Source organism: Streptomyces sp. NPDC002057 (genome assembly GCF_040296665.1).
Taxonomy (GTDB): Bacteria; Actinomycetota; Actinomycetes; order Streptomycetales; family Streptomycetaceae; genus Streptomyces.
Genome location: NZ_JBEOXR010000016.1, coordinates 58,647 through 78,605 on the forward strand (window position 1 = coordinate 58,647; position 19,959 = coordinate 78,605).

The window sequence follows — 19,959 nt, forward strand, 5'->3', positions numbered from 1 at the left end:
CCGCCCGCCGGACCCACCGGGCCTCCGGCACGACGCGGGCCCCGCCGGGACTCCCCTCAGGTCGCGCTGAGCTTGCCGCCCATCCAGACCATCCCCGGCGGGATCTCCCGGTTCCAGGTGTTGAAGTTGTGGCCGCCGCTCTCCAGCGTGATCGACGAGACCCGCGCCGGGCTCTTCACCTTCTTGATGAACTCCAGCGTGCCCCGCCGGTTGTCCTCGCCCCGCTTCGACGTCGTCACCAGGAACGACGTCTTCCCCTGCGGCAGGTGGTCCAGGCTCCACAGCAGGTCGGCGCGCTTGCGCAGCCCGTCGTCCCCCTGGAAGAGGTCGCCCGTCGTGACGTCCTCCGCCGCCCGGTAGTACGCGGAGAACCCCGCCCCGGCCGCGAACCGGTCCGGGTGGTGCAGCGCGATCTTCAGCGCGCAGTACGCGCCCGTGGAGTTCCCCATGAACCCCCAGTTGCGCGGCTCCGTGCCCACCCGGTACGTCTCCGAGACCGCCTTCGGCAGGTCCTCGGCGAAGAAGGTCTCCGTCTGCGGGCCACCGGGCACGTCCACGCACTCGGTGTCGCGGGGCGGCGCCACCGTCGGACGCAGCATCACCAGGATCATCGGCTGCATCCGCCCCTCCTTCGCCTGGAGGTACGCCGTCTTCGGGTACTTCAGCCCCTTGATCAGGTTCTCCGCCGTCCCCGGATACCCCGTGAGCACCACCGAGGCCGGGAACGTGCGCTTCGCGTACCGCTCCTGGAAGTACTCCGGCGGCAGGTACACATAGGCCGACGAGACGATCCCCGACCGCTCCCCCGCCACCACGACCTTCTGTATCTGGCCGGCGACCTCGGGACGGCCCCCGCCCGGCACGTCGAGCGCCTGCCTCCCCACCACCCGTACGTCCTTCGAGCCGGCCGCGTGGTCGACCACCACACCCATGCCCTGCTCCTGGCCGAACAGATCGGCCCACGAGCCGTAGAACAGGAACGACCGGTTCGCCGCGAGACCCACCGCCGCGAACAACACCACCTGCGTCACCAGCAGCAGCCCCACCCGTCCCACCACCGCCCGCCAGCCGCGGCGCGCGAGCCGCGGCCACAGCCAGACCGTGGCGAGGAACAGCGCCACGGCCAGCGCGACCGCCACCACGAGGACTTTGTTGCTGGTGAGACCCATGGAACGACCGAGCCTTCTTTCCGAGAATTTCCTGTGAACCGATGAACCCGACCCCGCGCGGCTCCGTCCTAGAGGGCGCACCGACCGGAACGGCCCGCCGAACGCGCCGCAGGGCCCGACCGGAGTCAAAGACCCTTCGCAGGACCACGGGAAGCACGGGAAGCCATGTCTGTCACAGTAGATGGGGACAAATCAGGATTGGTTCCGGTTCGGGTACGCCGGATTCTCCGCGGCCCCCGCCCCGAGAAGGTCCCCGCCCTCGTCGGTACGGCCTGCACCCTGATCGGCCTCATCGACATCGCCGCAGGCGTCTTCCCCCGCTTCCGCGCCAGCCGCATGCACGCCGTCGCGGAAGTCCTCCCCGGCACCCTCGGCCCCCTCTCCGCCGCCCTCTCCCTGAGCGCCGGCGTCCTCCTCCTGCTCCTCGCCCACGGCCTCAAGCGCCACAAGCGCCGCGCCTGGCGCGCCGCCGTCGTCCTCCTCCCCCTCGGCGCCGCCGCCCAGTTCGTCTGGCGCCACTCCGTCCTCGGCGCCCTCCTCTCCCTCGTACTCCTCGCCCTCCTCCTGCGCCACCGGACCGAGTTCGCCGCCCTGCCCGACCCCCGCAGCCGCTGGCGCGCACTCGCCAACTTCGTCGTCATGGGCGCCGGATCCATCGCCCTCGGCCTCGTCATCGTCAGCGCCCACCCGCGCCGCGTCCTCGGCAGCCCCAGCCTCGCCGACCGACTCGAACACGTCCTCTACGGACTCTTCGGCGTCGAAGGCCCCGTCGGCTACAGCAACGGCGTCGACTGGACCGTCGGCTACTCCCTCGGCGCCCTCGGCATGCTCACCGCCCTCACCACCATCTACCTCGCCTTCCGCCCCGAACACCCCGCCGCCCGCCTCACCGACGAGGACGAGACCCGCCTCCGCGCCCTCCTCGACCAGCACGGCGGACGCGACTCCCTCGGCCACTTCGCCCTCCGCCGCGACAAGGGCGTCGTCTTCTCCCCCAGCGGAAAGGCCGCCGTCTGCTACCGCGTGGTCTCCGGCGTCATGCTCGCCAGCGGCGACCCCATCGGCGACGTCGAGGCCTGGCCCGGCGCCATCGAACGCTTCATGGACGAGGCCAAGGCCCACTCCTGGACCCCCGCCGTCATGGGCTGCTCCGAGACCGGCGGCCAGGTCTGGACCCGCGAGACCGGCCTCGACGCCCTCGAACTCGGCGACGAGGCGGTCGTCGACGTCGCGGATTTCTCCCTCTCCGGACGGGCCATGCGCAACGTCCGCCAGATGGTGAAGCGCATCGAGCGCAACGGCTACACCACCCGCGTCCGCCGCGTCGCTGACCTCGACGACGCCGAACTCGCCCACGTCCGCCGCGCCGCCGCCGACTGGCGCGGCACCGACACCGAGCGCGGCTTCTCCATGGCCCTCGGCCGCATCGGCGCCCCCGGCGACGGCGACGCCGTGATAGCGACCGCCCACAAGACCGACCCCGACGACACCCCCGACTCCCCGTACGGCGACCTCAAGGCGATCATCCACTTCGTCCCCTGGGGCCGCGACGGCATGTCCCTCGAACTCATGCGCCGCGACCGCTCCGCCGACCCCGGCATGAACGAGCTCCTCATCGTCGCCGCCCTCCAGGCCTCCCCCGGCCTCGGCATCGCGCGCGTGTCCCTCAACTTCGCCATGTTCCGCTCGGCCCTCGCCCGCGGCGAGAAGATCGGCGCCGGACCCGTCCTGCGCGTCTGGCGCGGACTCCTCGTCTTCCTCTCCCGCTGGTTCCAGATCGAGTCCCTGTACAAGTTCAACGCCAAGTTCCAGCCCCGCTGGGAACCCCGCTTCGTCGTCTACCGCACCAGCCGCGACCTCCCCCGCATCGGCTTCGCCGCCATGCAGGCCGAAGGCTTCGTGAACCTCTCGCTGCCCCGCCCCCTCGCCCGCCGGCGCAGCGCCCCGGCCCCCCGCCCCTGCGCCCACATCGTCACCGCACCCGCCGAGCGCGAGATCCGCGCCGCCTGATCCCACCCCTGGGCCCTACGCTGGTCACATGAGTACGACGATCGACCGGGGCACGGCCCGGGGCCTGCCGGAGTGGGACCGCTGCGCGGTCATGGGCGTGGTCAACGTGACCCCCGACTCCTTCTCCGACGGCGGCCGCTGGTTCGACACCACGGCCGCCGTCAAACACGGCCTCGACCTCGTCGCCGAGGGCGCCGACCTCGTCGACGTCGGCGGCGAGTCCACCCGGCCCGGCGCCAGCCGCGTCGACGAGGAGGAAGAGCTCCGCCGCGTCGTCCCCGTCGTCCGCGGCCTCGCCGCCGAAGGCGTCACCGTCTCCGTCGACACCATGCGCGCCGCCGTCGCCGCCCGCGCCGTCGAAGCCGGCGCCGTCCTCGTCAACGACGTCAGCGGCGGCCTCGCCGACCCCGGCATGGTCCCCGCCGTCGCCGCCGCCGAGGTCCCCTTCGTCGTCATGCACTGGCGCGGCTTCAGCCAGGACATGAACAGCCTCGCCGTGTACGACGACGTCGTCGGCGAAGTCGTCGGCGAACTCCGCACCCGCCTGGAGGCCGTCGTCGACGGCGGGATCGACCCCGAACGCCTCGTCGTCGACCCCGGCCTCGGCTTCGCCAAGCTCGCCCCCCACGACCTCGCCCTCGTCGCCCACCTCCCCGCACTCCGCGCCCTCGGCCGCCCCCTCCTGGTCGCCGCCTCCCGCAAGCGGTTCCTCGGCCACGTCCTCGCCCGCGAGGGCGCCTCACCACCCCCCGCCCGCGAACGCGACGCCGCCACCGCCGCCGTCTCCGCCCTCGCCGCCCACGCGGGCGCGTGGGCCGTCCGCGTCCACGAGGTCCGGGCCACCGCCGACGCCGTACGCGTCGCCCGCGCCGTCGAGGGAGCCGCGTGAGCAGCGCCGACGAGACGGCCGTCGAAGCCGCCAACACCGCCTTCTACGAAGCGATGGAGACCGGCGACTTCGAAGCCGTCTCCGACCTCTGGCTCGACGACGGCGCCACCCCCATCACCTGCGTCCACCCCGGCTGGCCCGTCCTCACCGGCCGCGGCGAGGTCCTCCGCTCGTACGCCCTGATCATGGCGAACACCGAGTACATCCAGTTCTTCCTCACCGACCTCAAGATCTCCCTCGCCGGCCGCACCGCCGTCGTCACCTGCACCGAGAACATCCTCAGCGGCGGCCCCGCCGAGGACGGCGCCGAACTCGGACCCCTCGTCGGCCAGCTCGTCGTCGCCACCAATGTGTTCCGCCACACACCCGACGGCTGGCGGATCTGGTCCCACCACGCCTCCCCCGTCCTTGCGGAGACCGAGGGAACGGAGGACGGCGAGCCCGGCGTCGACGGCACCGAACACCCCTCCTGACCCGCCGGCTGACCCGCCCACGGCCCCCACGGACACGGCCTGTCGGTCCCCGCAGGTAGATTCGATGCTGGACACCCGGCCGTCCGCACCCGGCTGCGTGGCCACCGAACTACGACAGCAGGAGTGATTCGCGTGGATCGTGTCGCGCTGCGCGGCCTCAAGGCCCGGGGCCATCACGGCGTCTTCCCCAAGGAGCGCGAGGAGGGCCAGACCTTCATCGTGGACCTGGTCCTCGGCCTGGACACCCGCCCGGCCGCGGCCGACGACGACCTGGCGAAGACCGTTCACTACGGGATCGTCGCCGAAGAGGTCGTCGACGTCGTCCAGGGCGAACCCGTCGACCTCATCGAAACCCTCGCCGAGCGCATCGCCCAGCAATGCCTCAGCCACGCCGGGGTACAGGAGGTGGAAGTCGTCGTACACAAGCCGGACGCGCCCATCACCGTGCCCTTCGACGACGTGACCATCACGATCACCCGGAGCCGACGATGAAGCCGACGCAGAGCGACCCCACCGTCCAGCCCGTACCGGCCTCCGTCGTCGAGACCGTCGACGCGGCCGACACGACGCTGTCCAACCCCCGCTGGGCCGTCGTCGCCCTCGGAGCCAACCTCGGCAACCGCCTGGAGACCCTCCAGGGGGCCGTCGACGCCCTCGCGGACACCCCGGGCCTCCGGGTCAAGGCCGTCTCCCCCGTGTACGAGACGGAGCCCTGGGGCGTCGAGCCCGACACCCAGCCCTCGTACTTCAACGCCGTCGCCCTCGTGAAGACGACGCTGCCGCCCTCCTCCCTCCTGGAGCGGGCCCACGCCGTCGAGGAGGCCTTCCACCGCGTCCGCGAGGAGCGCTGGGGCGCCCGCACCATAGACGTCGACATCGTCGCCTACGCGGACGTGCTCTCCGAGGACCCCGTCCTCACCCTCCCGCACCCCCGCGCCCACCAGCGCGCCTTCGTGCTCGCCCCCTGGAACGACGTCGACCCCGAGGCCCAGCTCCCCGGCCACGGCCCCGTCGCCTCGCTCCTGGCCGCCCTCGGCGGCGAAGGCGTCGCCCGCCGCGCCGACCTGGAACTCCGTCTGCCCGAGTAGTCGTTACGCTTCGTGGCAGACCGCCCACGACCACGACCGACGACCACGCGAAGGACACCCGGTGAAACAACTGCGGCTGAAGGTGCTCACCGGACTGTTCCTCGTGGCCGGCATCCTCTCCTGGGGTGCCGCCCGGCTCTGGGACGCGGTCGGCACCCTCCCCAGCGTGCCGATCGCCGCGCCCATCGTCCTCACCGTGATCGCGGTCGTCCTCACCGCGACCGCCCTCTCGATCCGCTCCCGCCTCAAGGCCCAGCGGGAGCGCCGCCCCGGCGCCAAGGGCGTCGAGCCGCTGATGGCGGCCCGCGCGGTGGTCTTCGGCCAGGCGAGCGCCCTGGTGGCCGCCCTCGTCGCCGGCATGTACGGCGGCACGGGCGTCTTCCTCCTCGGCTTCCTCGACGTCCCCGCCCGCCGCGACCAGGCCCTCTACGCGGCCTTCTCGGTCGCGGCGGGCATCGCCGTCATCGCCGCCGCCCTCTTCCTGGAACGCGTCTGCCGCCTGCCGGAGGACGACGACGAGAACCGCGCCCCGGCGGCCTGACCTCTCAACCTTCCTGACGCGCGAGGTGCCCGTTCACCAGGAAGGTGGGGTGGGGTTCCAGCCGGTAGCTGTAGAAGGTGAAGGGCTTGGTGCCCAGGGCGGGGCGGGGGCGGACTTCCTGGACCTTGATCCAGGAGGACTCGGGCGGGTCGAGGGGGTGGACCTCGGGGGCGAAGGTGTTGCGGCTCATCCAGCGGTTCGACACATAGAGCTGAGAAGCGAGCCCCCGTTTCGAGGGGGTGAACCGCGCCCCGATGATCTCCGCCAACTCCGTCAGGAAGGGCACGTTCGCGCTGATGATCATGCGTCCGCCGCCATGCTTGAGGCTGAAGCCGTCCCCAGCGATGTAGCCGTCGAGGAATCCGCTGATCGTGTCGATGTCCCGCAGGACCACGCGCGGAAAGCCCTGCCGCATGTGGTGCGCGTCTCCTCCCACGTAATGCCGCATCGCGTCGGAGAGGTACGAGGACACCACTCGCACACGAAAGCCCGGCAGGTCCCGCTTGAGATAGCCGGACGGCCGGGTCACGGCCTCCAGGCGGGCAGGCAGCCCGGTGCAGGCCGTCAGAGCAGACGCATAGCGGGAGGCGAACGTCTCATCGTTGACGATCAAGGACACGTAGTTCTTGTAGACCGTCCCGTCCGCGCAGGTGGCGCCTACGCAGTACCCGAACTCGTACCCGGGCCTGATCGTCAGCCGTTCTCGGCACAGCTTCCGTGCCCGCGTCCAGGCGACAGTCCTCCCCGCCACGTCAGCCGCGTGCTGCCAGCCCTCCGGCGTGGCAAGCAGCAGATCCGGACTGACGGAGAACGTCATGTGGTCCGTGACCACATCCACGGCTACACGGGCTTTCGCCGCCGTCACGTCCACGACCGTGGTCGGCACCGTCCGGTTCCCGTCCAGCGTCCACATCGTGCTCCCCGGAGCTACGTTCTTCGCCTGAACGCAGCCGCCCACCAGGTTCACCAGCATCTTGCTGGTCGGCCCGTACCCCATACCGCCCCCTTGATCAGCGATCGATTCCACTGATCAAGGACGTTATGAAGCAAGCCGGACAGTCCGCTACTAACGGGCCAATATCAGGGACATGGCCTCGGCACGGGTGGTAGCGTCGCGAAGTTGTCCACGCACCGCCGAGGTGGTCGTCTTGGCCCCCGGCTTACGGACCCCACGCAGAGCCATGCACATGTGCTCGGCCTCGATGACGACGATCGCGCCGCGGGCGTCCAGGATGCGCATCAACGAGTCGGCGATCTGCGTCGTCAGACGCTCCTGCACCTGCGGACGCCTCGCGAAGACGTCAACAAGGCGGGCCAGCTTGGACAGCCCGGTGATCTTGCCCGATTCAGCAGGAATGTAACCAATGTGAGCTACACCATGAAATGGGAGCAAATGATGCTCACACTGGCTCGTCAACTCGATGTCCTTGACCAGGACCATTTCGTCGTGCCCAAGGTCGAACGTCGTCGTCAGCACGTCCTCGGGCTTCTGCCACAACCCCGCGAACAACTCCTTGTACGCCCGCGCCACCCGCGCCGGCGTCTCTCGCAGGCCCTCGCGGTCCGGGTCCTCGCCGACCGCGATGAGGAGCTCTCGCACGGCGGCCTCGGCGCGCTTCTCGTCGAACTCGCCTATCGTGCCCTCGCCGTCCAGCGTCACCGGGTCGGTCATCTCTGTGCCTCGTTCCGTCTGACTGATGTGCGCGAAATGCCGCGCCCCCACAGGCTAAAACCTGTGGGGGCGCGGCAGCCATTCCGGGGTGGGACGGTCAGTCCTCCGGGGTGTCCACCGGGGCGATCTCGATGCCCTTCGTGGTGTCGACCGCCGGGGTCGCCGAGCCGTTCGCGCTGTTCGTCAGGGCGAGCTCCCGGGGGGAGAGCACCGGCGGACGCGTGGACGGGGTACGGCGGGAGGAGCCGGTCCAGGCCGGGCGGGCCGGGCGCTTGACGAGGGGGGTGAAGATCTCGGCGATCTCCTCCTTGCCCAGCGTCTCCTTCTCCAGCAGGGCGAGGACCAGGTTGTCGAGGACGTCGCGGTTCTCGACGAGGATCTCCCAGGCCTCGTTGTGAGCGGTCTCGATGAGCTTCTTGACCTCTTCGTCGACCAGCGCGGCGACCTCTTCCGAGTAGTCGCGCTGGTGCGCCATCTCACGGCCGAGGAAGGGCTCGGTGTTGTCGCCACCGAACTTGATCGCGCCGAGACGCTCGGTCATGCCGTACTGCGTGACCATCGCGCGAGCGGTGGCCGTGGCCTTCTCGATGTCGTTCGCCGCGCCCGTGGTCGGGTCGTGGAAGACGAGCTCCTCCGCCGCGCGCCCGCCCAGCATGTACGCCAGCTGGTCGAGCATCTCGTTGCGGGTGGTGGAGTACTTGTCCTCTTCCGGCAGCACCATCGTGTAGCCCAGGGCGCGGCCGCGGGACAGGATGGTGATCTTGTGGACCGGGTCGGAGTTCGGCAGGGCCGCCGCGACCAGGGCGTGTCCGCCCTCGTGGTACGCGGTGATCTTCTTCTCCTTGTCCGACATGATCCGGGTCCGCTTCTGCGGGCCCGCGACCACTCGGTCGATCGCCTCGTCCAGAGCGTTGTTGTCGATCAGCTTCTGGTCGCCGCGAGCGGTGAGGAGTGCCGCCTCGTTGAGGACGTTGGAGAGGTCCGCGCCGGTGAAGCCGGGGGTGCGTCGGGCGACGGCGCCGAGGTCGACGTCCGGAGCGACCGGCTTGCCCTTCTGGTGGACCTTGAGGATCTCCAGACGGCCCAGCATGTCCGGTCGGTCGACGGCGATCTGCCGGTCGAACCGTCCGGGGCGCAGGAGGGCGGGGTCGAGGATGTCGGGCCGGTTCGTGGCGGCGATCAGGATGACGCCGCCCTTCACGTCGAAGCCGTCCATCTCGACGAGGAGCTGGTTGAGCGTCTGCTCGCGCTCGTCGTGACCGCCGCCGAGGCCGGCGCCGCGGTGGCGTCCGACGGCGTCGATCTCGTCGACGAAGACGATGGCGGGCGCGTTGGCCTTGGCCTGCTCGAAGAGGTCGCGGACCCGGGAGGCGCCGACGCCGACGAACATCTCGACGAAGTCGGAGCCGGAGATCGAGTAGAAGGGCACCCCGGCCTCGCCGGCGACGGCGCGCGCGAGGAGCGTCTTGCCGGTTCCGGGCGGGCCGTAGAGCAGGACGCCCTTGGGGATCTTGGCTCCGACGGCCTGGAACTTCGCCGGCTCCTGGAGGAATTCCTTGATCTCGTGGAGTTCCTCGACGGCCTCGTCCGAGCCCGCGACGTCGGCGAAGGTGGTCTTCGGCGTGTCCTTGGTGATGAGCTTGGCCTTGGACTTGCCGAACTGCATGACGCGGGAGCCGCCGCCCTGCATCTGGTTCATCAGGAAGAGGAAGACGACCACGATGAGGACGAAGGGCAGGAGGGAGAGCAGGATCGAGACGAAGGGCGACTGCTTCGTCGGCGAGACGGTGTAGCCCTTCTCGATCTGCCCGGCCTCGAACTTCTCCTGGAGCTTGTCGGCGAGGTCCACGCCCTGGCTGCCGATGTAGCTGGCCTGGACCTTGCTGCTCTTGTCGATCTTCTGGCCGTCGACGAGCTCGATCTTGATGATCTGCTCGTCACCGGTGGTGATCTTTGCCTGCTTGACCTGGTTCTTGTCGATCGCCTGGACGACCTTGCCGGTGTCCACCGTCTTGTAGCCCTCGGACGAGCCGACGACCTGCATCAGCACGACCACGGCGAGGACGGCCAGCACGATCCACATGACCGGCCCACGGAAGTATCGCTTCACGTCCATCCATACGGAGCGAGAACGCCCCGTCCCTCCTGCCCGTAGGAAAATGCTGCTGTGAGAGCTGCTGTGTGAAAAAGCTGTTCTTCGGACGGTACCTCAGCATCGTCGCCCGCGACCGCCTTCCCGTGGTTCAACGGGGGGAAGGCGGTGCGGGTTCCCCGTATGCCGGGACTGTCAGCCTCGGGCTGTCAGCCGCCGTAGACGTGCGGGGCGAGCGTGCCGACGAACGGAAGGTTCCGGTACTTCTCGGCGTAGTCGAGGCCGTAGCCGACGACGAACTCGTTGGGAATGTCGAAGCCGATCCACTTGACGTCGATCGCGACCTTGGCGGCCTCGGGCTTGCGCAGGAGCGTGCAGACCTCCAGGGAGGCGGGCTCGCGCGAGCCGAGGTTCGACAGCAGCCAGGACAGCGTCAGGCCGGAGTCGATGATGTCCTCGACGATCAGGACGTGCTTGCCCTTGATGTCGGTGTCGAGGTCCTTGAGGATTCTGACGACGCCCGAGGACTGGGTGCCGGCGCCGTAGGAGGAGACGGCCATCCAGTCCATGGTGACGGGGGTGGAAAGGGCGCGAGCCAGATCCGCCATCACCATCACGGCGCCCTTGAGGACGCCGACGATGAGCAGGTCCTTGCCCGCGTATTCCGCGTCGATCTTCGCGGCCAGCTCTGCCAGCTTGGCGTCGATCTCTTCCTTGGTGATGAGCACCGACTGGAGGTCGGTGCCCATGTCCTTCTCGTTCACCCGGGTCACTTTCGTTGCAGCGTGCGTCAGCCTTGCCGGATGACCAGTCTGCCACCCTGGCGGCGGGCTTCGACGCGTCCGGGCAGGTTGATGGCCCCTTGGCCGCGCCATCCGGTGATGAGCCGGTCGACTTCCTCGATGTGCCGGGCGAAGAGCGAGCCGGCGGGTGCGCCCTCGGCGATGACGGCGCGGCGCAGGACGCGGCGGCGTACGGCGGGGGGCAGCCCGTGGAGCTTGGCGCACTCCAGGGCGCCGGCCTCGTCGCGTACGGAGGTCTCGGCGTCGGCGGCCCAGGTGTCGAGGGCGTCGGCGTCGTCGCGGGAGAGCTGGGCCGTTCGGGCGAGGGCTTCGACGACGCCCTTGCCGAGGGCCTTCTCCAGGGCGGGGAGGCCTTCGTGGCGGAGGCGGGAGCGGGTGTAGGCGGGGTCGCTGTTGTGGGGGTCGTCCCAGACGGCGAGTTCCTGTGCGATGCAGGCCCTGCGGATGGTCTGGCGGTCGAGTGTGAGGAAGGGGCGCCGGTAGCGTCCGGCGGCGCCGGAGATGGCGGCCATGCCGGAGAGCGAGCGGATGCCGGAGCCGCGGGCGAGGCCGAGGAGGACGGTCTCGGCCTGGTCGTCGCGGGTGTGGCCGAGGAGGATCGCGGTGGCGCCGTGGCGCTCGGCGGCGGCGTCGAGCGCCGCGTACCGCGCGTCGCGGGCGGCGGCCTCGGGTCCTCCTTCGCGGCCGACGGTGACGGCGACCGTCTCGACGGGGGTGAGGCCGAGTGCGGTCATGCGTCCGGCGACCTCGTCGGCGCGGGTGTCGGAGCCGTCCTGGAGTCCGTGGTCGACGGTGATGCCGCCGGCGCGCACGGGAAGCTTGCGGGCCTCGAAGGCGAGGGCGGAGGCGAGCGCCATCGAGTCGGCGCCTCCGGAGCATGCGACGAGCACGAGAGGGGGGCGTGCGTCGCGTGTGGGGGCGGTGTCGGTCTGGTGCTCGGTGAGAACGTCGTGGAGTACGCGGCGGACCGCCAGGCGTATCGCCGCGACCGCAGGATGGGGACCCATGTCCGGTGCCCTTCGTGATGGGGTGGGGTGCCTCGGTCGGAGTCTTAACGGTCGGAATGGGGGGTTCGGTCACTCAGAGTGCGTCGATGGTGACAGAAACCCGGCCGTTACCCGAGCATTGCACGCCTCACCCCATGCCCAGGGTCCCTCGGATGGGTGATTGGCGAGGTGTTCTGACGTGTTCCTGTGCCGTCTGCCGCACCTGTCTCAGGAGTCTGCCTTACGGTGCACCCTCGCGATCCAGTCGGCGGGGGCGGCGATCTCGGTCTTGGTGGGGAGCGTGTTGGGGGAGGTCCATACGCGGTTGAAGCCGTCCATGCCGACCTGGTCGACGACGGCGCGGACGAAGCGCTCTCCGTCGCGGTACTGGCGGAGCTTGGCGTCGAGGCCGAGGAGCTTGCGCAGGGCCAGGTCGAGGCGGGAGGCGCCCCGTGCGCGGCGCTGCTGGAACTTCTCGCGGATCTCGGCGACGGAGGGCACGACCTGGGGTCCCACGCCGTCCATGACGTAGTCGGCGTGGCCTTCGAGGAGGGACATGACGGCGGTGAGGCGGCCGAGGATCTCGCGTTGTTCGGGGGTCTGGACGAGTTCGACGAGGGAGGGCGCGGGCTCGCCCTCCTCGGCCTCGGGGCGGCCGCCGGCGAGGGTCTGGGCGGCGTCGCGGAGGCGTTCGACGACGGTGCCGGGGTCGACGTCGGTGGCGGCGAGGAACGACTGGATTTCGCCCTGGAGATGGTCACGTAGCCAGGGGACGGCGGTGAACTGGGTGCGGTGGGTCTCCTCGTGGAGGCAGACCCAGAGCCGGAAGTCGTGCGGGGAGACCTCGAGTTCGCGTTCGACGTGGACGATGTTGGGCGCGACGAGGAGGAGGCGTCCGCCGCCGTCGGGTCCGGCGGGGAGTGCGCGGGTGGCGGGGGCGAAGGTCTCGTACTGGCCGAGGATGCGGGAGGCCAGGAAGGACAGCAGCATGCCGAGTTCGACGCCGGTGACCTTGCCGCCGACGGCGCCGAGGACGGCGCTGCCGGGGTTGGTGGAGCGGCGGTCCTGCATCTTGCCGAGGAGCGGGGTGAGGAGTTCGCGGAAGCCTGCGACGTTGGCCCTGATCCAGCCCGTCCGGTCGACGATCAGGACGGGGGTGTCGTGCGGCTCCATGCCCTCGGGGATCATCCGCGTGTAGGCGCGGACGTGTTCCTCGGAGGCCTTGGCGTGCCTGCGGAGTTCGGCGACGATCTCGCGGGCCTCGTCGCGGCCGACTTCGGGTCCGGGCCGTACGAGGCGGGTCGCGGTCGCGACCGCGAGGTTCCAGTCGACCATCCCGGATGTGCCTGCGCCACCGATGCTCGTCATGCGTCAACCGTACGGTCTCGGAGCGCGTTCGGTGCGGGTTCGGGACGGCTTCCGGGCGGGTCGGGGCGGGGTGGGGGCCGGGCCGCGGGGTGGTCAGTCCTGGCCGGCGAGGGCCGCGGAGAGCCGGTCGAGGGCGGGTTGCGCCTCGTACGGGGAGAGGGTGCGTCCGGCGAGGAACGCGAAGGCGAGGAGGCGTCCGTCGGGGGTGACGACGGTGCCGGCGAGGGTGTTGACGCCGGTGAGGGTGCCGGTCTTGGCGCGGACGAGTCCGGCGCCCGCGGTGGCGGGTGCGGTGTCGAAGCGGTCGGTGAGGGTGCCGGTGAAGCCGCCGACGGGGAGTCCGGTGAGGAGCGGGCGCAGGGTGGGGCGGGCGGGGTCTGCCGCTCGGGTGAGGAGCCCGGTGAGGAGGGCGGCGGAGACGCGGTCGCGGCGGTCGAGTCCGCTGCCGTCGGCGAAGCGGGCTCCGGTGACGGGGAGGCCGAGGCGGGCGAGTTCGTCGCGTACGGCCCTGGCGGCGCCGTCGAAGCTCGCGGGCTGCTTCCGGGCGAGGGCGGTCTGCCGGGCGAGGGCTTCGGCGAGGTCGTTGTCGCTGTGGGTGAGGGTGCGCTCGACGAGGTCGGCGAGGGGGGCGGAGTGGGTGCGGGCGAGGGGGGCGGCCTTGGGGGCGCGGCCGGGGGCGGGGTCGCCGGTGATCTCGACCCCGGCCCGGGTGAGGAGCTCCGCGAAGGCCCTGGCGGTGTCGCCGGCGGGGTCGGCGGTACGGGGTGCGGGGCCGCTCGTGCTGTCGTCGAGGCGTCCTTCGCGGGTCATGAGGGCGACGACGGGGGCGATGTTCTCGTTGGGGCCGATGGGGTGGAGCGTGGGGCCCGGGTAGAGGCTCGTGTCGTAGGTGAGCCGTACGGAGGTGTGGCCGCGGGCCGTGAGGGCGCGGGCGGTGTCGGCGGCGAGGGCCTTGAGGCGGGCCGGGTCGAGTGTGGGGTCGCCGCCGCCGATGAGGGTGACGGTCCGGCCGTCGGGGGCCGCGGTGACGGTGGTGGCGATGCGGTGGTCGGGGCCGAGGGCGGAGAGCGCGGCCGCGGCGGTGGCGATCTTGACCGTGGACGCGGGGGTCATGGGGGCGGTGGCGCCCGCGCCGTAGAGCTGTGTGCCGGTGGCGGTGTCGACGACGGAGGCGGTGCGCAGCGGGCCGAGTCCGGGGTCGGCGAGGAGGGGGCCGAGGACGGCGGAGAGGTTCGCGGGGTGTCCCGCGGGGGCGGGGGCGTGCAGCGCGGTGAGGACGCCGGGGGCGCTCGGGGCGGGCGCGGGGCGGCGGGGCGGGGCGGGTGCGGGGGCCGGGGCGTGATGTGCGCCACCCGCCTGCGGGGCGGCGGCGCGGGCCCGCTCGGCCGTACGCTGACCCGAGTCCCACGGGCCTGCCGCGGTCACCGCCGCGGCGGCCAGGGCCAGTCCGAGGGCGGCGGAGCCCGCCGTGAGCTGCCACATCCTCGGCTCGAGCATTGCTGACCAGCCCCTTTCGCGATCACACACGTGCGTGAGGGACACTTAATCACCGCGCGTCGTCGCGAGCATTCACTTGTGTTGATTCAGGAGGAGCCACCCGTGGAGTTCGACGTTCTCATCGAGATCCCCAAGGGATCGCGTAACAAGTACGAGGTCGACCACGAGACGGGTCGCATCCGCCTGGACCGCCGCCTCTTCACGTCGACGGCCTACCCGACCGACTACGGCTACGTCGAGAACACCCTGGGTGAGGACGGCGACCCGCTGGACGCGCTCGTCATCCTCGACGAGCCCACCTTCCCGGGCTGCCTCATCAAGTGCCGTGTCATCGGCATGTTCCGCATGACGGACGAGGCGGGCGGCGACGACAAGCTGCTGTGCGTCCCGGCCACCGACCCGCGCATGGAGCACCTGCGGGACATCCACCACGTGTCGGAGTTCGACCGCCTGGAGATCCAGCACTTCTTCGAGGTCTACAAGGACCTGGAGCCGGGCAAGTCGGTCGAGGGCGCCGACTGGGTCGGTCGCGCCGAGGCCGAGGAAGAGATCGAGAAGTCGTACGCGCGCGCCAAGGAGCAGGGCGGCCACTGAGCCCCGCTTCCGATGGGCTGATGTTCTGATCGTGTGACAGGCGGTGCACCTCTCGGGGTGTACCGCCTTTCGCACACCCGTCGCACACCCATACTGGAATCCACGGTTCCCTAGGGAGTGAGGCGGAGAGAGTGGTGGTGGAGCCGGACGGCTCGAAGGGCGGGGCTCCGGAGGACCGGAAGCCGCAGTCGGACGAGGCACGGAGCGCGTTCGTGCCACCCGCCGGTGTGGAGCAGCCCGCGCCACCGGAGGAGGAGCATCCGACCTCCGAGTTCTCGCTTCCGCCGGGTCTCACGCCCGAACCGCCGCCCGAGCAGGAGGGTTCGGCGTTCGCGACGCCGGCCACCTACTCGGCCAAGAACTCGCCGCCCGCCTTCACCCCGGCGTACGGGGTGCCCCTGGTGCGGCTCTCGCAGGACGCGCCGTGGCAGGACCGGATGCGAACCATGCTGCGGCTGCCGGTGGGTGAGCGGCCCGTTCCGGAGGCGCTGCGCAAGGAGGACGAGACCGGCCCCTCGGTACCGCGCGTGCTCGACCTGACGCTGCGCATCGGCGAGCTGCTGCTCGCGGGCGGGGAGGGCGCGGAGGACGTCGAGGCGGCGATGTTCGCGATCTGCCGCTCGTACGGGCTCGACCGGGTCGAGCCGACGGTCACCTTCACCCTGCTGTCCGTCACGTACCAGCCCTCGCTGGTGGACGACCCGATCACGGCGAACCGGACGGTACGGCGCCGGGGCACGGACTACACCCGGCTGGCGGCCGTCTACACGCTGCTCGCCGACATCAACGCCAGCGCCCACGAGGTGACGCCCGAGGAGGCGTACCGGCGGCTGGCCGAGATACGGCGCAACCGGCACCCCTACCCCGGCTGGGTGCTCACGGCCGCGGCGGGAGTGCTGGCCGGCGCGGCCTCGGTGCTGCTCGGCGGCGGTCTGACGGTCTTCCTCGTCGCCGCGCTCGGCGCGGTGCTCGGCGACCGGCTCGCGTGGCTGTGCGCGGGGCGCGGGCTGCCGGAGTTCTACCAGTTCCTGGTGGCGGCGATGCCGCCGGCGGCGATGGGCGTGCTCCTGACCATGCTGCACGCGGATCTGCGGCCGTCGGCGGTGATCACCGGTGGTCTGTTCGCGCTGATTCCGGGGCGGGCGCTCGTGGCGGCCGTGCAGGACGGTCTGACCGGCTTCTACATCACGGCCTCGGCGCGGCTCCTGGAGGTCGCGTACTTCTTCGTCGCGATCGTGGTGGGCGTGCTGTCGGTGCTGTACATCGCGGTGCAGTTCGACGCCCAGCTGAACCCGGAGGGGGCACTGCAGGCCGTGGAGCGGCCGGTGACGCAGATCCTGGCGTCGATGGTGCTGTGCGCGACCTTCGCGATCCTGTTGCAGCAGTCGCGGGCGACGGTGCTCTTCGCGACGCTGAACGGCGGGGTGGCGTGGGTGATCTACGCGTCGATCGCGGTGACGGCGGACGGCTCGACGGTCATGGCGACGGCGGTGGCGGCCGGTCTCGTGGGGCTCTTCGGGCAGCTGATCGCCCGCTACGAGCACACCTCCTCGCTGCCGTACGTGACGGCGGCGATCGGCCCGCTGCTGCCCGGTTCGGCGACCTACTTCGGGGTGCTCGCGATCGCCCAGAACAACCTGGACCAGGGTTTCGCCTCGCTGGCGAAGGCCTCGGCGCTCGCCCTGGCGATCGCGATCGGCGTGAACCTGGGAGGCGAGCTGGCCCGCCTCTTCATGCAGGCCCCGGGCGCCGCCGCGGCCCGCCGGGCGGCCAAGCGGACCAGGGGCTTCTAGCTCCGGGATTCGGGATTCGGGCTCCGGGCTCCGGGCTTCTAGCTCCGGGCTCAGGGCTTCGGGCTCCGGGCTTCTCGGTGGGAACGCGCAGGGCCCCGCACGGTGTGCGGGGCCCCTGTGGCGTATCGGTCTCGCGGATCAGCGCTTCGCGTGCCGGCCGCGGGGCGGGTTGGGGGTGCCGGGGGCGTCGTGGTCACTGGGGACGCCCTGGTCGCCCCTGGCCTGTGCCTTCTTCGACTGGGAGCGGGACCTCAGGACCTCGATCACGATCGGCACGACAGAGATCAGGACGATGCCGACGAGGATCATCTCGATGTGCTTGTGCACGAAGTCGATCTTGCCGAGGAGGGCGCCGAGGATGGTCACACCCGCGCCCCACAGGACGCCGCCGATGATGTTGTACGTGATGAACAGGCGGTAGTTCATGCGGCTGACGCCGGCGATGATCGGCGTGAACGTCCGCACGATGGGGACGAAGCGGGCCAGGATCAGCGACTTCGGGCCGTGCTTCTCGAAGAACTCATGGGCCTTCTCGACGTTCTCCTGCTTGAAGAGCTTCGAGTCGGGGCGCTTGAAGAGGGCCGGGCCGACCTTCCGCCCGAAGAGGTATCCGACCTGGTCGCCGATGACCGCCGCGGCCACGATCAGCGTGCACATCAGCCACAGCGGCATGTCCAGCTTGCCGGTGGTGATCAGCAGGCCGGTGGTGAAGAGCAGCGAGTCGCCGGGCAGGAAGAACCCGATGAGGAGGCCGGACTCGGCGAAGACGATGGCCAGGACACCGATCGGACCAAAGGTCTGAATCAGATAGTCCGGGTCCAGCCAGCTCGGTCCGAGGGCAAGCGTGTTCACGGGTTTCCGGGCTCCTGCGGTCGGTGGGGGCATGGGGGACGGCTGGCCCCAAGCTATCAACGCGAGCTGAACGCGCCCGGTTCCCCGTCCCCCACAGGATGCGGAGAGGAGCTGAGCCCATGAGGCTGGGGGGTCAGGAGGTGCATGCCGATGGGCATCGACGAGTACGGGGGCGGCCAGGGGCCGCAACCCGACGTGCTGGTCGTGACGACGAACGACGTGCCGGGCTTCGAGGTCCGGCAGGTGATCGGTGAGGTCTTCGGACTCACCGTCCGCTCACGCCATCTGGGCAGCCAGATCGGCGCGGGACTGAAGTCGATGATCGGCGGGGAGCTGAAGGGTCTGACGAAGACCCTGGTGCAGACCCGCAACCAGGCGATGGAACGCCTGGTGGAACAGGCTCAGGCGCGCGGCGCGAACGCCGTCCTGATGTTCCGCTTCGACGTGACGGAGGCGGCGGACGTGGGCACGGAGGTGTGCGCGTACGGCACGGCCGTGGTGATCGCCCCGCGCACCTGACCGTCGCCCGCCCGGCGCCCGATCCCCCGGCACCCGGGGGATCAGGCCCACCGGACCCCGGTCCGCCGGCGCCCGGGCCCGGCGGACCGGTCCCCGGTTCTCGGGCGCCCGGCCCGGCGCGGGCCGGCGGGTGCGCGGACGGTGGTACGGAGGCGCCCGGGAGGGCCTCCGGTCGGCGGGGTCCCTGCCGGCCGGGGGCCCTCCCGCGGCTCTGCGAGGAGGTCGTCGCGCCGACCTGACCCGCCATGAGGTGTACGTCCGTTCGGCCCCAATCTCGGGATGTTCTGCGGCATTTGCTCACTTATGGTGGGGCGGTGACCACCGATCACGCTCCGCCCCCTCCGTCATCCCCCGCCGACCCGACCCCTCTGCGGACCCTGCTGCCGCAGGTGCTGCCCGCACTCGTGGTCGGGGCGGTGACCAGCCTGCTGTTCCTGGGGATCAGCGCCCTCGCCGAGAAGTTCGAGGACGTCCTCTGGGACGACCTGCCGGACGCCCTCGGGATCGGCGGTCACTCCTCGCTCTGGATCATCATCATGCTCACGGCGACCGGCATCGCCGTGGGCCTCGTCGTCTGGAAGGTGCCCGGACACGCGGGCCCCGACCCGGCCTCCACCGGCCTCGGCGGAGCGCCGCTCGCCCCAGGCGTCGTCCCCGGACTCCTCCTGGCGAGCACCCTCGCACTCGCCGGCGGAGTCAGCCTCGGCCCCGAGAACCCGATCATCGCGAGCAACATCGCCCTCGCCTACTGGCTCGGCCGCAAGGCCGCGCCCGCGGTGCCGGGCGCCGCCTGGGTCGCCCTCGCCTCGGCCGGCACCATCGGCGCCCTCTTCGGCACCCCGGTGGCCGCCGCCCTCGTCATCTCCGAGGCCCTCGCGGGCCAGCCGGGACGCGGCTCGCTCTGGGACCGGCTCTTCGCCCCGCTGGTCGCCGCCGGCGCCGGGTCGATGACCACCCAGCTGCTCGCCGAACCCAGCTTCGACATGGGGCTCCCGCCGCTCACCGACCCCGGCTGGGGCGACCTCCTCGCCGCCCTGGTGATCGCCTCCGCCGCGGCCCTCTTCGGGCTCGCCTCCTGCCACCTCTTCCCCTACGTCCACGCCGCCTTCGGGCGCCTGCGCCACCCCATGCTGATGCTGCCGCTCGGCGGCCTCGTCCTCGGCCTCCTGGGAGCCCTGGGCGGGCCCCTGACCCTCTTCAAGGGCCTGGAGCAGGTCAAGGAGCTCACCTCCTCCATCGGCGGCTGGTCCTCGGGCGAACTCGCCAAGATGGCCGCGGTCAAACTCCTCGCCCTCGTCGTCGCCGCCTCCTGCGGCTTCCGCGGCGGCCGGATCTTCCCCGCGGTCTTCATCGGCGCCGCCTTCGGGATGTTCGCCCAGGCCCTCGTCCCCGAGGTCCATCCGTCGGTCGCCGTCTCCTCCGCCGTCCTCGGCGTCCTGCTCGCCACCACCCGGCAGGGCTGGATCAGCCTCTTCACCGGCGCGGTCCTCGCGGCCTCCCCCGCGATGCTCGCCCTGCTCTGCCTGGCCTCCCTCCCCGCCTGGCTGATCGTCACCGGCCGTCCCCAGCTCGAACTCGACGAGCAGGGCCGCTCCCTGCACTGACCCGCTCCC

At 71.2% G+C, this 19,959-nt stretch carries 19 protein-coding genes; 10 read left to right on the plus strand and 9 right to left on the minus strand.

Going from position 1 to position 19,959, the window contains the following annotated elements; translation table 11 throughout:
* Nucleotides 1–56: 56 nt before the first annotated feature.
* Nucleotides 57–1,169 carry an alpha/beta hydrolase gene (locus ABT129_RS15470; RefSeq protein WP_351900993.1) on the minus strand — a complete coding sequence of 371 codons (1,113 nt, stop codon included), beginning with the start codon at nt 1,167–1,169 and terminating at the stop codon, nt 57–59.
* Nucleotides 1,170–1,334: 165 nt separating this feature from the next.
* Here ABT129_RS15470 and ABT129_RS15475 point away from each other — a divergent pair, with 165 nt between their 5' ends.
* The 6 genes from ABT129_RS15475 (at nt 1,335) to ABT129_RS15500 (ending at nt 6,170) form a co-directional block, all read left to right on the plus strand.
* On the plus strand, nt 1,335–3,179 hold the full coding sequence (locus ABT129_RS15475) for a phosphatidylglycerol lysyltransferase domain-containing protein (RefSeq protein WP_351900994.1): 1,845 nt from the start codon (nt 1,335–1,337) through the stop codon (nt 3,177–3,179).
* 28 nt (nt 3,180–3,207) lie between these two features.
* Nucleotides 3,208–4,068 (plus strand): dihydropteroate synthase, encoded by an 861-nt coding sequence (gene folP, locus ABT129_RS15480; protein ID WP_351900995.1) that lies wholly within the window; start codon nt 3,208–3,210, stop codon nt 4,066–4,068.
* Nucleotides 4,065–4,541 (plus strand): nuclear transport factor 2 family protein, encoded by a 477-nt coding sequence (locus ABT129_RS15485; RefSeq protein ID WP_351900997.1) that lies wholly within the window; start codon nt 4,065–4,067, stop codon nt 4,539–4,541. Before folP ends, ABT129_RS15485 begins: the two co-directional genes overlap by 4 nt.
* 132 nt (nt 4,542–4,673) lie before the next feature.
* Nucleotides 4,674–5,033 carry a dihydroneopterin aldolase gene (gene folB, locus ABT129_RS15490; protein ID WP_017240053.1) on the plus strand — a complete coding sequence of 120 codons (360 nt, stop codon included), beginning with the start codon at nt 4,674–4,676 and terminating at the stop codon, nt 5,031–5,033.
* Complete coding sequence (folK, locus tag ABT129_RS15495) at nt 5,030–5,629, plus strand: 2-amino-4-hydroxy-6-hydroxymethyldihydropteridine diphosphokinase (RefSeq protein ID WP_351900999.1); 600 nt, start codon at nt 5,030–5,032, stop codon at nt 5,627–5,629. Before folB ends, folK begins: the two co-directional genes overlap by 4 nt.
* A 61-nt stretch (nt 5,630–5,690) precedes the next feature.
* Nucleotides 5,691–6,170, plus strand: coding sequence for a DUF3180 domain-containing protein (locus tag ABT129_RS15500; protein ID WP_351901001.1), 480 nt, complete (start codon nt 5,691–5,693; stop codon nt 6,168–6,170).
* 4 nt (nt 6,171–6,174) lie between these two features.
* Here ABT129_RS15500 and ABT129_RS15505 read toward each other — a convergent pair whose 3' ends face one another.
* From ABT129_RS15505 to dacB, 7 genes are all read right to left on the minus strand, one after another.
* On the minus strand, nt 6,175–7,197 hold the full coding sequence (locus tag ABT129_RS15505; protein WP_351901003.1) for a hypothetical protein: 1,023 nt from the start codon (nt 7,195–7,197) through the stop codon (nt 6,175–6,177).
* Nucleotides 7,198–7,236: 39 nt separating this feature from the next.
* Entirely contained in the window at nt 7,237–7,842 is a 606-nt protein-coding gene (gene folE, locus ABT129_RS15510) for a GTP cyclohydrolase I FolE (RefSeq protein WP_351901005.1), read from the minus strand.
* 97 nt (nt 7,843–7,939) lie between these two features.
* Nucleotides 7,940–9,958: an ATP-dependent zinc metalloprotease FtsH gene (gene ftsH, locus ABT129_RS15515; RefSeq protein WP_351901007.1), complete on the minus strand. Its 2,019-nt coding sequence runs from the start codon at nt 9,956–9,958 to the stop codon at nt 7,940–7,942.
* Between the two features lie 185 nt (nt 9,959–10,143).
* On the minus strand, nt 10,144–10,683 hold the full coding sequence (gene hpt, locus ABT129_RS15520; RefSeq protein WP_030219931.1) for a hypoxanthine phosphoribosyltransferase: 540 nt from the start codon (nt 10,681–10,683) through the stop codon (nt 10,144–10,146).
* Nucleotides 10,684–10,724: 41 nt separating this feature from the next.
* Nucleotides 10,725–11,744 (minus strand): tRNA lysidine(34) synthetase TilS, encoded by a 1,020-nt coding sequence (gene tilS / locus ABT129_RS15525; RefSeq protein WP_351901009.1) that lies wholly within the window; start codon nt 11,742–11,744, stop codon nt 10,725–10,727.
* 207 nt (nt 11,745–11,951) lie between these two features.
* Nucleotides 11,952–13,091 (minus strand): Rv3626c family coenzyme F420 biosynthesis-associated protein, encoded by a 1,140-nt coding sequence (locus ABT129_RS15530; protein WP_351901011.1) that lies wholly within the window; start codon nt 13,089–13,091, stop codon nt 11,952–11,954.
* A 93-nt stretch (nt 13,092–13,184) separates the two neighbouring features.
* Nucleotides 13,185–14,588, minus strand: a complete 1,404-nt coding sequence (dacB, locus tag ABT129_RS15535) for a D-alanyl-D-alanine carboxypeptidase/D-alanyl-D-alanine endopeptidase (protein WP_351901013.1) — start codon at nt 14,586–14,588, stop codon at nt 13,185–13,187.
* Nucleotides 14,589–14,690: 102 nt separating this feature from the next.
* Between dacB and ABT129_RS15540 the strand changes: the two genes are divergently transcribed.
* Together ABT129_RS15540 and ABT129_RS15545 are read left to right on the plus strand one after the other, a co-directional pair.
* Entirely contained in the window at nt 14,691–15,182 is a 492-nt protein-coding gene (locus ABT129_RS15540; RefSeq protein ID WP_141300520.1) for an inorganic diphosphatase, read from the plus strand.
* Nucleotides 15,183–15,313: 131 nt separating this feature from the next.
* On the plus strand, nt 15,314–16,975 hold the full coding sequence (locus ABT129_RS15545; RefSeq protein WP_351901015.1) for a threonine/serine exporter family protein: 1,662 nt from the start codon (nt 15,314–15,316) through the stop codon (nt 16,973–16,975).
* A gap of 138 nt (nt 16,976–17,113) precedes the next feature.
* Here ABT129_RS15545 and ABT129_RS15550 read toward each other — a convergent pair whose 3' ends face one another.
* Entirely contained in the window at nt 17,114–17,827 is a 714-nt protein-coding gene (locus ABT129_RS15550) for a DedA family protein (RefSeq protein WP_351901017.1), read from the minus strand.
* 150 nt (nt 17,828–17,977) lie between these two features.
* Here ABT129_RS15550 and ABT129_RS15555 point away from each other — a divergent pair, with 150 nt between their 5' ends.
* Together ABT129_RS15555 and ABT129_RS15560 are read left to right on the plus strand one after the other, a co-directional pair.
* On the plus strand, nt 17,978–18,346 hold the full coding sequence (locus tag ABT129_RS15555) for a YbjQ family protein (RefSeq protein WP_351901019.1): 369 nt from the start codon (nt 17,978–17,980) through the stop codon (nt 18,344–18,346).
* A 314-nt stretch (nt 18,347–18,660) separates the two neighbouring features.
* Nucleotides 18,661–19,950, plus strand: coding sequence for an ion channel protein (locus tag ABT129_RS15560; RefSeq protein ID WP_351901021.1), 1,290 nt, complete (start codon nt 18,661–18,663; stop codon nt 19,948–19,950).
* Nucleotides 19,951–19,959: the final 9 nt, after the last annotated feature.

Excerpts from the sequence above, each read along its gene's own strand:
- ftsH (WP_351901007.1), bottom strand. The coding sequence starts at position 9,958 with ATGGACGTGAAGCGATACTTCCGTGGGCCGGTCATGTGGATCGTGCTG.
- hpt (WP_030219931.1), bottom strand. The coding sequence starts at position 10,683 with ATGGGCACCGACCTCCAGTCGGTGCTCATCACCAAGGAAGAGATCGAC.
- folK (WP_351900999.1), top strand. The coding sequence starts at position 5,030 with ATGAAGCCGACGCAGAGCGACCCCACCGTCCAGCCCGTACCGGCCTCC.
- folE (WP_351901005.1), bottom strand. The coding sequence starts at position 7,842 with ATGACCGACCCGGTGACGCTGGACGGCGAGGGCACGATAGGCGAGTTC.
- folP (WP_351900995.1), top strand. The coding sequence starts at position 3,208 with ATGAGTACGACGATCGACCGGGGCACGGCCCGGGGCCTGCCGGAGTGG.
- ABT129_RS15475 (WP_351900994.1), top strand. The coding sequence starts at position 1,335 with ATGTCTGTCACAGTAGATGGGGACAAATCAGGATTGGTTCCGGTTCGG.
- ABT129_RS15470 (WP_351900993.1), bottom strand. The coding sequence starts at position 1,169 with ATGGGTCTCACCAGCAACAAAGTCCTCGTGGTGGCGGTCGCGCTGGCC.
- ABT129_RS15530 (WP_351901011.1), bottom strand. The coding sequence starts at position 13,091 with ATGACGAGCATCGGTGGCGCAGGCACATCCGGGATGGTCGACTGGAAC.
- ABT129_RS15555 (WP_351901019.1), top strand. The coding sequence starts at position 17,978 with ATGGGCATCGACGAGTACGGGGGCGGCCAGGGGCCGCAACCCGACGTG.
- dacB (WP_351901013.1), bottom strand. The coding sequence starts at position 14,588 with ATGCTCGAGCCGAGGATGTGGCAGCTCACGGCGGGCTCCGCCGCCCTC.
- tilS (WP_351901009.1), bottom strand. The coding sequence starts at position 11,744 with ATGGGTCCCCATCCTGCGGTCGCGGCGATACGCCTGGCGGTCCGCCGC.